This is a genomic window from Methylobacterium indicum (assembly GCF_017347565.1).
Taxonomy (GTDB): Bacteria; Pseudomonadota; Alphaproteobacteria; order Rhizobiales; family Beijerinckiaceae; genus Methylobacterium; species Methylobacterium indicum.
In genome coordinates this window covers 6,120,816-6,133,710 of sequence record NZ_AP024145.1, presented here as the reverse complement: position 1 = coordinate 6,133,710, position 12,895 = coordinate 6,120,816, and the positions used below count along the sequence as shown (strand labels likewise).

General features: G+C 71.1%; 12 protein-coding genes. All 12 read left to right on the top strand.

Going from position 1 to position 12,895, the window contains the following annotated elements; genetic code table 11:
* The first annotated feature begins 73 nt into the window (after window positions 1–73).
* Complete coding sequence (gene gsiC / locus miv_RS28480) at window positions 74–994, top strand: glutathione ABC transporter permease GsiC (RefSeq protein ID WP_207180305.1); 921 nt, start codon at window positions 74–76, stop codon at window positions 992–994.
* Between the two features lie 7 nt (window positions 995–1,001).
* Window positions 1,002–1,904: a glutathione ABC transporter permease GsiD gene (gsiD, locus tag miv_RS28475; RefSeq protein ID WP_048429052.1), complete on the top strand. Its 903-nt coding sequence runs from the start codon at window positions 1,002–1,004 to the stop codon at window positions 1,902–1,904.
* Window positions 1,901–2,965 carry a DmpA family aminopeptidase gene (locus miv_RS28470; protein ID WP_207180304.1) on the top strand — a complete coding sequence of 355 codons (1,065 nt, stop codon included), beginning with the start codon at window positions 1,901–1,903 and terminating at the stop codon, window positions 2,963–2,965. The genes gsiD and miv_RS28470 overlap by 4 nt, the downstream gene beginning before the upstream one ends.
* Complete coding sequence (locus tag miv_RS28465) at window positions 2,962–3,777, top strand: M55 family metallopeptidase (RefSeq protein WP_058619554.1); 816 nt, start codon at window positions 2,962–2,964, stop codon at window positions 3,775–3,777. The genes miv_RS28470 and miv_RS28465 overlap by 4 nt, the downstream gene beginning before the upstream one ends.
* Window positions 3,778–3,882: 105 nt before the next feature.
* Window positions 3,883–4,833, top strand: coding sequence for a LysR family transcriptional regulator (locus miv_RS28460; protein WP_058619553.1), 951 nt, complete (start codon window positions 3,883–3,885; stop codon window positions 4,831–4,833).
* 101 nt (window positions 4,834–4,934) lie between these two features.
* Window positions 4,935–6,056, top strand: a complete 1,122-nt coding sequence (locus tag miv_RS28455) for an ABC transporter ATP-binding protein (RefSeq protein WP_207180302.1) — start codon at window positions 4,935–4,937, stop codon at window positions 6,054–6,056.
* A 33-nt stretch (window positions 6,057–6,089) separates the two neighbouring features.
* Window positions 6,090–6,824, top strand: a complete 735-nt coding sequence (locus tag miv_RS28450) for an HAD-IA family hydrolase (RefSeq protein WP_058619551.1) — start codon at window positions 6,090–6,092, stop codon at window positions 6,822–6,824.
* Between the two features lie 2 nt (window positions 6,825–6,826).
* A complete protein-coding gene (locus miv_RS28445) occupies window positions 6,827–8,128 on the top strand; it encodes an NAD(P)/FAD-dependent oxidoreductase (RefSeq protein ID WP_207180301.1) in 1,302 nt (433 codons plus the stop codon).
* 135 nt (window positions 8,129–8,263) lie between these two features.
* Window positions 8,264–9,304, top strand: a complete 1,041-nt coding sequence (locus tag miv_RS28440; protein ID WP_048429045.1) for an ABC transporter substrate-binding protein — start codon at window positions 8,264–8,266, stop codon at window positions 9,302–9,304.
* A gap of 107 nt (window positions 9,305–9,411) precedes the next feature.
* Complete coding sequence (locus miv_RS28435; RefSeq protein ID WP_207180298.1) at window positions 9,412–10,281, top strand: ABC transporter permease; 870 nt, start codon at window positions 9,412–9,414, stop codon at window positions 10,279–10,281.
* Complete coding sequence (locus miv_RS28430) at window positions 10,281–11,075, top strand: ABC transporter permease (RefSeq protein ID WP_058618210.1); 795 nt, start codon at window positions 10,281–10,283, stop codon at window positions 11,073–11,075. Before miv_RS28435 ends, miv_RS28430 begins: the two co-directional genes overlap by 1 nt.
* Entirely contained in the window at window positions 11,072–12,793 is a 1,722-nt protein-coding gene (locus miv_RS28425) for a GMC family oxidoreductase (protein ID WP_207180296.1), read from the top strand. Before miv_RS28430 ends, miv_RS28425 begins: the two co-directional genes overlap by 4 nt.
* The last annotated feature ends 102 nt before the right edge of the window (window positions 12,794–12,895 follow it).

The following is a 12,895-nucleotide window of genomic DNA, read 5'->3' as shown; positions in this document are numbered from 1 at the left end:
GTTCGGGGGCCGGGCCGCGGCATCGACCGCCGCAGCCCGGCCCACTTCCTCATTCCCTCCCCGTACCGGCGCCATGCTGACCTTCTTCCTCAAACGGCTCCTCGGCCTGCTGCCGACGCTCGCGATCGTCGCGGTCCTGGTCTTCCTGTTCGTCCACATGCTGCCGGGCGATCCGGCGCGGCTCGCCGCCGGCCAGGATGCCGACCAGCAGACCGTGGAACTGGTGCGCGCCGAGCTCGGCCTCGACCGCTCGCTGCCGGAGCAGTTCGGCCGCTACTTCCTCAACATGGCGCGGGGCGATGCCGGCCTCTCGATCCGCACCCGCCGCCCGGTCGCGACCGAGATCGGCGAGCGCTTCCTGCCGACCCTGCTGCTCACGCTCACCAGCATGGCCTGGGCGGTGGCGTTCGGGCTCGTCATCGGCATCGTCTCGGCGGTCTACCGCAACGAGTGGCCGGACCGGCTCGGGATGACGCTCGCGGTCTCCGGCATCTCGTTCCCGGCCTTCGCGCTGGGGATGCTCTTGATGCAGATCTTCTCCGTGAGCCTCGGCTGGCTGCCGACCGTCGGGGCCGGCTCGTGGCAGCACTACATCCTGCCCTCGCTGACCCTCGGGGCGGCGGTGGCCGCCGTGATGGCGCGCTTCACCCGCGCCTCCTTCGTCGAGGTGCTCGGCGAGGATTTCGTCCGTACCGCCCGGGCCAAGGGGCTCAAGGAACGGGTCGTCATCGCCAAGCACTGCCTGCGCAACGCGCTGATCCCCGTCGTCACCATGATGGGGCTGCAATTCGGCTTCCTTCTCGGCGGCTCGATCGTCGTCGAGGCTGTGTTCAACTGGCCCGGCGTCGGCCGCCTCCTCGTCGATGCCGTCAATCAGCGCGACTACCCGGTGATCCAGGCCCTGGTGCTGATGTTCTCGCTCGAATTCATCCTGATCAACCTGGTCGTCGACCTGCTCTACGGGCTGATCAACCCGACCATCCGCTACAAGTGAGCCGGCCGTGACCCAAACCGCTCTCACCGCCACGAAGGCCGTCGCCGCGATTCCGACCGGCGTGCGCACGCCCTGGTCCGAGTTCTGGCGCAAGTTCCGCCGCCAGCACGTCGCCGTCGTGGCGCTGGCCTTCGTGGTCCTGCTCGTCGCCGTGGCGATCCTGGCACCCTGGATCGCTCCCTACGACGCGGAGACCTTCTTCGATTACGACCGGATCAACGAAGGCCCGTCCCTCGCGCACTGGCTCGGGGTCGACCCGCTCGGGCGCGACATCCTGAGCCGCATCCTGGTCGGCGGGCGCATCTCGCTCGCCACCGGCTTCCTGTCGGTCGCGATTGGCGGGCTCATCGGCACGGTGCTGGGGCTGCTCGCCGGGTATTACGAGGGCTGGTGGGACCGCCTCGTCATGCGCCTGTCCGACGTGCTGTTCGCCTTCCCCGGAATCCTCCTCGCGCTCGGCGTCGTGGCGATCCTGGGCAGCAGCCTCGTCAACGTCGTGGTGGCGGTGTCGGTGTTCAGCGTGCCGGCCTTCGCGCGGTTGGTCCGCGGCAACACGCTGGTGCTCAAGCGCGCCACCTATGTCGAGGCCGCCCGCAGCATCGGGGCCTCGGACCGCACCATCCTCACGCGCCACATCCTGCCGGGCACGGTCTCGTCGATCGTCGTATACTTCACGATGCGGCTCGGTACCTCGATCATCACGGCGGCGAGCCTGTCCTTCCTCGGCATGGGCGCGCAGCCGCCGACGCCCGAATGGGGCGCGATGCTCAACGATGCGCGGGCCGACATGGTCTCCTCGCCCCACGTCGCGATCTTCCCGAGCCTCGCGATCTTCCTCACCGTGCTCGCCTTCAACCTCCTCGGCGACGGGTTGCGCGACGCCCTCGATCCCAAGCTCGATCGCGCATGAGCGACAGGGTTCCCCGCGTCGGCGCGCTCCCGAGCGGCCCGCGCGACGCGATCACCGACGTTTCCGGCGTGACCGTCGGCCACTGCACCCTCGCTGAGGGCGCGATCCAGACCGGCGTGACGGTGATCCGTCCGCATGCCGGCGACCTCTACCACGACCGGGTGCCGGCCGCGGCCGCGGTGCTGAACGGCTTCGGCAAGTCGATCGGCCTGATGCAGCTCGAGGAGCTCGGCGTCATCGAGACGCCGATCGCGCTCACCAACACCTTCGGGGTGCCGGCCGTGGCCGCCGCCCAGATCCGGGCGGCGCTCGCGGTCAATCCCGGCATCGGCCGCGAATTGCCGACCGTGAACCCGCTCGTCTTCGAGTGCAACGACGGCCACCTCAACGACATGGCCCGGATGGTCGTGGCCGAGGCGCATTACCGCCAGGCGCACGATGCCGCCGACGTCGCGGTGCCGGAGGGCGCCGTGGGAGCCGGGCGCGGCATGTCGAGCTTCGGGGTGAAGGGCGGCATCGGCACCGCCTCGCGGCGGGTCGAGGTGGGCGGGCGCATGGTCACGGTCGGCACCCTGGTGCTGGCGAATTTCGGCCGGCCGGCGCAGCTCCGGATCTGCGGCCGGGCGCTGGGCCCGGTCCTCGCCGAGCGGCTGGAGGAGCCCGGAACGGTCGCGAAGCCCGAGAAGGGCTCGATCATCCTCATCGCCGGCACCGACGCGCCCCTCGACGCGCGCCAGCTCCGCCGCCTGGCTCTGCGGGCGGGCGCGGGCCTTGCCCGCACCGGCTCGGTCTTCGGCCATGGCAGCGGCGACATCGCGCTCGCCTTCTCGACCGCCTACACGTTGCCGCAGGACCCAGGCACCCCGATGCCGGCGGTGGCGATGCTGCACGACGGCCATCTCGACCCGCTCTTCGAGGCGGTCGCCGACGGGATCGAGCAGGCGATCCTGAACGCGCTCTGGCGCGCCGAGACGGTCACCGGCCGCAACGGTCATCGCCGGCGGGCCCTCGCCGAGATCCTGCCCGACTGGCAGACCCTCGCCCCCGGAGCGATGCCGTGAAGGTCCTGATCTCCACCGATATCGAGGGCGTGGCCGGCGTCACGCATCCCGACCAGACCCGCCGCGGCGGGCCCGACTACGACCGGGCGCGCCTCTGGATGGTGCAGGAGGCGAATGCCGCCATCGCCGGCGCCTTCGCGGCGGGGGCCGAGATGGTCCTCGTCAACGATTCGCACGGCGATTTCCGCAACATGCCGGCGGACCTGCTCGATCCCCGGGCCCGCGCCATCCAGGGCAAGCCGCGCCCGCTGGGCATGATGGCGGGGGTCGATCTCGGGGTCGATGCGGTGTGCCTGATCGGCTACCATTCCCGCGCCCATGGCCGGGGCATCCTCGCTCACACGATCAACGGCTTCGCCTTCGCGTCGATCGCGCTGAACGGGCGGGAGATGGGCGAGGCCGGGATCTACGGCGCGCTCGCGGGCGCGTTCGGCGTGCCGGTCGCGATGGCGAGCGGCGACGACGTCTTCGTCGCCGAGAACCGGGAATTGTTTCCCGAGACCGTCTTCGTCGAGACGAAACGCGCGACCGGCTGCCACAGCGGCATCAGCCTCTCGCCCGAGGCGTCCCGCGACGCGATCCGGGCCGGCGTCGCCGCCGCGCTCGCCCGGCCGCTCCCGGCGCCGCTGCGGCTCCCCGTGCCGCTCGTCGTCGAGATCCGCGCCCAGACCCCGGCGCTCGCCGACCTGTTCTGCGGGTGGCCGAGCCTGCACCGCCTCGATGGCAGCGCCGTCCGCTTCGAGGCCGACAGCGTCGCGAGCGCGGTGCGGATGATCAACGCCCTGTCGGCGATGTCGAGTTTCTTGCGCTGACGGCGCGGTCGGCCACGGATCAGGCCGCGTCCGCGGGGTGGCGAACGAGCCGTCCCGGCGGCATCGTCACGCGCGACCCGTGACACCGAGGCCCGAGCTGCGACCATGAACCCGCTCCGACGCATGCTGCCGTCCAACCACGCCCTGTTCGTGTTCGAGGCCGTGGCCCGCAACCGGAGCTTCACCCGGGCGGCGGCCGAGCTGAACGTGACGCAGCCGGCGGTCAGCAAGGCGATGGCGCAGTTCGAGCGCCATCTCGGCGTGCGCCTGCTCGACCGCTCGGGCGACGGCATCGCGCTCACCGACGACGGCGCGATCCTGTTTCGTCGGGTGGCGGACGGCTTCCGGGGCATCGAGGCGGCGTTGCGCGAGATCGACATCCGCCGCACCGGCATCGACACCGTCACGCTGTCCCTATCCTCGGCCTTCACCACCCACTGGCTGATGCCGCGCATCAACACCCTGCAGGAGGCGTTCCCCTCCGTCGATTTCCGTTTCCAGCTCATCCCGGGCGCGCTCGCCGGCCCGGTCGACGACGTCGATCTCGGCATGCGGTTCGTCGAGGGGCCCGACCTCGACCATGAGGCCCTCTTCCTGATGAACGAGGTGATGCTGCCGGTCTGCAGCCCGGCCTATCGCGCCGGAAGGCAGGCCGATCCCGCCGGCCGCACCACCTTCGTCAACCTCACGGCCATCTCGCCGATGTGGACCGGCGGGGTCGATCCGGGGCCCGACTGGAACGGCTCGCGCGCCTCGCTCAACTTCTCCGACTATGCCGTGGTGCTGCAGGCCGCCCTCCTCGGCCAGGGCGTCGCGCTGGGCTGGGCGAGCGTGGTCTCGCACTGGCTCTCGACCGGCGACCTCGTGCCGGCGGCCTCCCGCGTCACCCGCACGGCACGGATGTGCCAGCTCATCCACTTGCGCTCGCGGCCCCTGCGCCGCTCGGTCGCCGCCGTGCGCGACTGGCTCGTCGCCGAGATGCGCGCCGACGTCGCCAAGGTCGACCGGCTCTATCCGGAGCTCGGCTTGAGCCGGGCGTGCTTCGAAGCCCCATAACCTGGAGTTATGGGGCTGCGGATTCTTTCGACATTGAACGGAGGCGCTACTTTTGTGAGCTTTCCCCTGTCGGCGGCACCGGACGGGAAGGCAGCCCCACGATGGCAGCAGCATCGAGCCCAGGATTGAATCGGACGCTGCTCGCAAGCGGCAGCGTCGGCGTGTCGATCCGCAACGCCACCCGGCGCTACGGCGCCTTCAAGGCCCTCGACGACGTCTCGCTCGACGTCGCACCCGGCGAGTTCCTGTCCCTTCTCGGGCCGTCGGGCTCGGGCAAGACGACGCTGCTCGGCATCCTCGGCGGCTTCACCGTGCCCTCCTCCGGCAGCGTGCATTTCGGCGAGACCGACGTGACGTTCCTGCCGCCGCACAAGCGCGACATCGGCGTGGTGTTCCAGAACTACGCGCTCTTCCCGCACCTGAGCGTGGCCGAGAACGTCGCCTTTCCGCTTCGGGCTCGGCGAGAGCCCAAGGCCAGCTGGGGCAAGCGGGTGGCGGAGGCCCTCGCGATGGTCGAGCTCGCCGGCTACGAGGATCGGGCGATCTCGCAGCTCTCCGGCGGCCAGCGCCAGCGCGTGGCACTCGCCCGCGCCATCGTCTTTCGGCCGCGGCTGATCCTGATGGACGAGCCGCTCTCGGCCCTCGACAAGCAGCTGCGCGAGTCGATGCAGATCGAGCTGCGGCGCCTGCATCGCCAGCTCGCCGCCACCATCATCTACGTCACGCATGACCAGCGCGAGGCGCTGACCATGAGCGACCGGATCGCGATCCTGCGCGGCGGGCGGCTCGCCCAGATCGATACGCCCGAGCGCCTGCACGACCGGCCGATGAGCGCCTTCGTGGCGAGCTTCATCGGCGAATCGACCCTCGTCCCCGTCACCCGCGCCGGCGCCGACACGATCGCGCTCGGAGCGACGGCCTTGCGCAGCGCTCGGCCCCTCCCGGCAGGCGAGGCCCTGCTGCTGGCGATCCAGACCGAGAAGCTGATCGTGGCCGGCGACGCGACCGCCGACGGATACAACCGCCTGACGGGGCGCGTCACCGACGTCGTCTACCAGGGCGAGAGCCTGCGGGTGTTCGTCGCCCTCGATGGCGGGCCGGAGATCTCCCTGCGCCAACCGGCCCACCATGCCGGGCGCCTCGCGATTCCCTCCCCCGGCGGCGCGATCACCGCTCTCCTCCACCCGCAGGACACGATCGTCGTCCCGGCGGAGCCCACCTGACCTTCCCCGCGTCGGTTGCGAAAAGGAAAACCCATGCCCGCTCCCTCCCTCGATACCTTCAAGGTTCTCACCTTCGACGTCGTCGGCACCCTGATCGACTTCGAGAAGGGCATCCTCGACCATCTGCGCGCGGTGTCCGGCCGCAGCCAGGCCGAATTGAGCGACGCGACGATCTTCGCCTCGTACCTCAAGGGCCGCGAGCTGAACTACGAGCGCTCGAGCGAGGTCTTCGCCGACGTCTATCGTCACGTCGCCCGTGACCTCGGCTTCCCCAACACGGACGCCGATGCCGACGCGTTCCAGCTCTCCGTGCTGCGCTGGCCGGCCTTCGCGGATTCGGTGGCGGCGCTCAAGCGCCTGCGCAAGCATTACCGCCTCGTCGCGATGACCAATGCCGACCGCTCGGCCTTCTCGTTCTATTCCCATACCCTCGGGAGCCCGTTCCACGACGGCGTGACCTACGACGATACCGGCGTCGCCAAGCCCAACCCGCAATTCTTCGCCTTCAACCGCGGCCGGCAATCGGCTCTCGGCTACAAGCAGAGCGACATACTCCACGTCGCCCAGAGCCAGTACCACGACATCGGCATCGCCCGGGACCTCGGCTACACCGTCTGCTGGATCGAGCGTCGCCAGGGGCTCGAAGGGTTCGGCGGCACGCCCGAGCCCGAGCGGCTGACGACGCCCGACTACCATTTCCCGACGCTGGAGAAGCTCGCCGACGCCGCCGACGCGGCCTTCGCCGCGGCCGCCCGGCAGGCGGCCTGACGATGAACGCCTTCCCGAAGCCTCCGGTCGCCTCGCTCTGGGCCGCCGGCGCGGTGCCGGCCGGACGCTTCGGGCCGCTCGACCGCGACGTCCAGGCCGACGTCGCGATCGTCGGCGGCGGCTATACCGGGCTCTCGGCGGCCCTGGCTCTCGCCGCGCGCGGCGAGCGCCCGGTGGTGCTGGAGGCCAGCACGATCGGCTGGGGCGCGAGCGGGCGCAACGGCGGCGTCGTCTCGGCGAAGTTCCGCCCCTCGTTCCAGGCCATCGCCAGCCGGCACGGGATCGCGGTCGCCAAGCGCATGCACGCCATCGCGTACGCCTCGGTCGAGACCCTGGAGCGGCTGATCGCCGAGCACGGCATCGTGGAGGCCAACTACGCCCGGGTCGGCCAGCTCAAATGCGCCCATACCCCCGCGACCCTGGCGGCGACGATCGCCGACAGCGAGTGGATGCGCCGGGAGATGGGCGACGGCTCCGTCTCGGTCCTGTCCCGCGAGGCCGTGGCGGCCGAGACCGGCTCGCAGGATTTCGTCGGCGGCGTGCTCTCGCAGAAGGCCGGGGGGCTGCACCCGCTCAACTATGCCCGCGGCCTCGCCCGGGCAGCCGCGGCGAAGGGCATCGCGATCCACGAGGAGAGCCCGGCCCTGCGCCTCCATCGCGAGGCCGGCGGCATCCGGGTCGAGACGCCGGGCGGCTCGGTGCGGGCGCGCCAGGTGATCGTGGCGACGAACGGCTATACCGACCTCACCGCGGCGGCCGCGCCCTTGCGCACCCGCCTGATTCCTTTTCGCAGCGCGATCCTGGCCACCGAGCCGTTGTCCGACAACCTGCGCGCCGCGATCCTGCCGAGCCGGCGGATCTACGTCGAGACGCGGCGGATGATGCGCTGGTTTCGCATGGTCGATGACCGGATGGTGTTCGGGGGGCGCGGCGCCTTCGGGCGCTCCGATTCCGAGGCCGCCTTCGCGGCTCTGCACCGGGCGATGGTGCGCACCTTCCCGGCGCTCGCCGATACGCCGGTCGCCTATCGCTGGTCGGGCCTCGTCGGGATGACGCTCGATGCGCTCCCGCATGTCGGCCGGCTCGACGACCGGGTCAGTTTCGCCATGGGCTACAACGGCGCCGGGGTCGCGATGTCGAGCCATCTCGGGGGACTCGCCGCCGCGTTCGCCGTCGGCGAGAGCCCCGACGTGGCGTTGCTCGGCGGCGACGGCTTCCAGCCCGTCCCGTTCTACGGCCTGCGCGAGCCGGCGATCCGTCTCATCGCCGGCTGGTACCAGTTCCTGGACGCGATCGGCCGCTAGAGCCCGTCACGGTCGCGCTGCGATCGCGAAGGGCTCTAAGTCTTTGTTAAATCGCATTTTCTGTGACGAACCGGCATCCGCTTCGTCGGAAAACGCTCCAGGGTTGCAGCCTTCACAAGCAGAGGAGAAGTCGAGATGGCGTCGCGCATCGGAAACACCGTCCTGGCCTGCCTCCTCGGCGCGGCCAGTCCGGCTCTCGCCGCCGAGCAGGTCACCTTCGTGTCGCAGGGCGGCGCCTACCAGCAGGCCCAGACGGTGGCGATCCTCGATCCCGCCGCCAAGGCGCTCGGCATCACCATCAACCAGGACAGCGCCCCCGATGCCTGGCCGGCGATCCGCACCCAGGGCGCGACCGGCAAGCCGACCTGGGACGTCGTCGACACCCCCACCCAGGATTGCGTGCGCGGTGGCAAGGCCGGGCTGATCGAGAAGCTCGACTTCTCCAAGATCCCCAACGCTGCCGCGATCCCGGCCATCTACAAGACCGACTACTCGGTTCCCTACGAGTTCTATTCGAGCGTTCTGGCCTACAACAAGACCAAGTACGGCAAGAATCCGCCGCAGAGCTGGGCCGATTTCTGGGACGTGAAGAAATTTCCGGGCGCCCGGGCCCTGCGCAACCATCCCTTCGCCACCCTGGAAGCCGCCCTGATGGCCGACGGCGTGGCGCCCGACAAGCTCTACCCCCTCGACGTCGACCGCGCCTTCCGCAAGCTCGAGGAGATCAAGCCGCATATCTCGGTCTGGTGGACCTCCGGCGGCCAGTCGGCCCTGCTGATCCAGGGCGGCGAGGTCGACATGGAGATGATCTGGAACGGCCGCGCCGCGGCGGTGATGGAGGCGGGGGCGGAGGCCGACTTCACCTACAACCAGGGCATCTTGCAGAATACCTCGCTCTGCATCCTGAAGAACGCCCCGAACCTCGCCACCGCCGTGAAGTTCGTGAACCAGGCCATCGACCCGAAGCTCCAGGCCAACCTGCCGCTCAACATCCCGTACGGCCCCGGCAACCCGGCCGCCTTCGACACCGGCATCATCCCGGCCGCCCTCGCCGCCAAACTGCCGAGCTCGCCGGACAACGCCAGGAAGCAGGCGGTGCTCTCGGCCGAATGGTGGACCTCGGAGGCCGGCGACGCGGCGCTGAAGCGCTGGGCGGACTTCGTCCAGAGGAAGTGAGCGCGACGCCGCCTCGAACCCTCCCCCCTCTGCGGGGGAGGGTTCGCGGTGGCAACCTCCCGCTCTTTCCGTGACCCAGCCGAGTCCATGCCAACGGACACCCCGCCATGATTCCATCCAGCTCCGCCCTGCGGCGGCACGAGCGGCGCGAGCGGATGCTCGTCCTCGCGCTGCTCGGCCCCGCCCTCGCGGTCGTCACGGCGCTCCTCGTGGTGCCGCTCGCCTGGCTCGCCGTGCAGTCGGTGACCACCGACGGGTCGCTCACCCTCGAGCATTACCGGCGCTTCCTCACCGAGGACATCTACTGGCGCAGCTTCCTGCTCACCTTCCGCATCGCGCTCACCGTCACCGTGCTGGCGGTGCTGCTCGGCTATCCGGTGGCGTATGCCGCCGCCACCCTGCCGCGGCGCTGGAGCGTCGTGGTGCTCGGCCTGGTGATCCTGCCGTTCTGGACCAGCGTGCTCGTGCGCGCCTATGCCTGGATGGTGCTGCTGCAGCGGCGCGGCCTCGTGAACGGCCTACTCCAAGGGCTCGGCCTCACCGACCAGCCGATCGCGCTCATCAACAACGAGTTCGGCACGGTGCTGGCCACCCTGCACATCCTCCTGCCCTTCATGGTGCTGCCGCTCTACGCCACGATGCAGCGCATCCCCCGCGACCTGATGCTCGCCGGGGCCAGCCTCGGCGGTTCTCCGCTCCACGTCTTCCTCCGGGTGTTCCTGCCGCTGTCGATGCCGGGCGTGGTCGCCGGGACGGTCCTGGTCTTCGTGCTGGCGCTCGGCTTCTACATCACGCCGGAGCTGCTCGGCGGCGGGCGCACCTTCATGGTGTCGATGCTGGTGAGCCGCAACGTCGAGATCTACAACCAGTGGGGTGCGGCGAGCGCCATCGCGGTCGTGCTGCTCGTGTGCGTGGCCGTCCTGTTCTGGCTCGCCTCCCGGGTGGTCCCCTTCGAGCGCATCATGGGAGCACGCTGATGCCGACCGCCCTCCCCGCGCGCCTCGCGCTCGGCCTCGTCGTCGCCCTGGTGCTGCTGTTCCTGGTGCTGCCGATCCTGATCGTGGTGCCGATGTCGTTCTCGAACGCGCGGTTCCTCACCTTCCCGCCCCCGGGCTGGTCGCTGCGCTGGTACGAGGCGTTCTTCGGCAGCCCGGCCTGGATGCAGGCGGCCCGGGTCAGCCTCGGCGTGGCGTTCGCCACCGCGATCGGCGCGACGCTGATCGGGACGGCGGCGGCCTACGCCCTCACCTTGAGCGGGTCGCGGCTCGCCCGCAGCCTGACGGTGATCCTGCTCCTGCCGCTGATCGTGCCGATCGTCATCACGGGCATCGGCGTGTTCTTCGTCTTCGCCAAGACCGGGCTGCTGGCCACGCTGCCGGGCCTCGTCCTCGCCAACGTGATGCTGGCGACCCCCTACGTCGTCACCTCGGTGCTGGCGGGACTGCGCGGCTTCGACCCGGCGCAGGAGATGGTGGCGCGCAGCCTCGGCATGAACCGCCTGCGCGCCTTCCTCGCCGTCACCCTGCCGCAGATCCGCCCGAGCGTGGTCTCGGGCGCGCTGTTCGCCTTCATCTCGGCCCTCGACGAGACCGTGGTGGCGATCTTCATCGCCGGCGGCCAGAACCAGACCCTCACGAAGCGGATGTTCACGGCGCTCCGCGACGAGATCGACCCGACCATCGCGGCGATCTCCTCGCTCCTCACCGCGGCTTCCCTGATCGTCGTGGTGCTGGCGAGCCTCGGCGCCCGTAAAGCCCGCACCGGCCCGTGACCGCGATCCTGATCCTCGGCGGCGGCTCGGCCGGCTGCGTGCTCGCCGCGCGGCTCTCGGAGGAGCCGTCGTTTCGCGTCACCCTGGTTGAGGCGGGCGACGACCTCACCGCGGCCACGATGCCGCCCGAGATCCGCAGCCGCTATCCCGGCCGGGCCTATCTCGACCCGCGCAACATCTGGCCGGCCCTGACCGCCCGGATGGGCGCCCCCGTCGGCAATCGTCCGGAGAGGCCGGCGCCGCGGCGCTACGAGCAGGCGCGCCGCCTCGGCGGCGGCTCGGCGATCAACGCCATGATGGCCAATCGCGGCGCGCCCGGCGATTACGACGAGTGGGGCGCGCTCGGCGCCGAGGGCTGGTCGTGGGAGACCTGCCTGCCCTACTTCCGCAAGCTCGAATCCGACCGGGATTGCGGCGGCGAGCTGCACGGCCGGGACGGTCCCCTGCCGATCCGCAGGGCCACCCCCGACCGGCTCTCCCCCTTCGTCGCCGCCACGATGCGGGCGCTCGCGGCCCAGGGCCATCCGGCCGGGGCCGACCAGAACGGGCCCTGGCGGGACGGCGTCTATGTCGGCACGACCGCGATCTCGGATGAGAGCGAGCGGGTGCCGGTCTCGGTCGCCTACCTGACGCCGTCCGTGCGGGCGCGGCGAAACCTGATCGTGCGCACCGGCCTGATCGCCGAGCGCGTCCTGTTCGAGGGACGGCGGGCTGTGGGCGCCGTGGTGGCGCCGCTCGGCGGCGGCCCCTCGGAGACGCTGCCCGCCGACCACGTCGTGGTGGCAGCAGGGGCGATCCACAGCCCCGTCCTTCTCATGCGCAGCGGCGTCGGCCCCGGGGCCGCTCTGCGCCGGCATGGCCTGGACGTGATCGCCGACCGGCCGGGCGTCGGGCGGAACCTGATGGAGCATCCCTCGATCGCGGTCTCGGCCTACCTGACCCGGGCCGGCCGGGTCCGCGATCCGGGCGAGCACCACGAGCAGGCGATTCTCCGCTACTCCTCCGGGCTGCCCGGTACGCCGGACGGGGACATGCACGGCGCGATCCTGTCGCGGACGGGCTGGCACAGCCTGGGGCGGCGGATCGGCGGGATCTTCTTCTGGGTCAACAAGTCGTATTCGCGCGGCGAGGTCACCCTCGCCGCACCCGATCCGCGGGCCGAGCCGCAGGTCGATTTCCGCATGCTGTCCGACCCCCGCGACCACGCCCGACTGATGGACGCGGTCCGCCTGGGCGCCCGGGCCTTGCGCGACCCGTCGCTCGCGCCCGTCCGCGGCCCGGTCTTCCCGGTGAGCTACTCGCCCCGGGTCGCCCGGGCGGCGGCGCCAGAACCCTGGCCGGCGGCGCAGCGCGGGATCCTGTCGGGCCTCCTCGATATCGCCGGCCCGGCCCGGTCGGCGCTGCTCCACGGCCTCGTGACGAAAGGAGTCACCCTCGACCGCCTGCTCCGCGACGAGCGGGCGCTCGGCGCCTTCGTGGCCGCCGAGGTCGGGGGGACCTGGCATCCGTCGGGCACCTGCCGCATGGGGGCGGCGCACGATCCGATGAGCGTCTGCGACGGCACCGGCCGCGTGCACGGCGTCGAGGGCTTGCGCGTCTGCGACGCCTCCCTGATGCCGACGATCCCGCGGGCCAACACCAACATCCCGACCGTGATGGTGGCCGAGCGTATCGCCGACTCGATCCGGCACGGCGATCTCGGGTCGGCGGACGGCTGATCGATCCCGGGATGGGCCGCCGCGCGCCTCGGCCGCCCGCGCACGGATGTCACGCTGCCGACGGACGCGATCCGCGCGGAAGAGGCGCGCCGGCGATCCCAC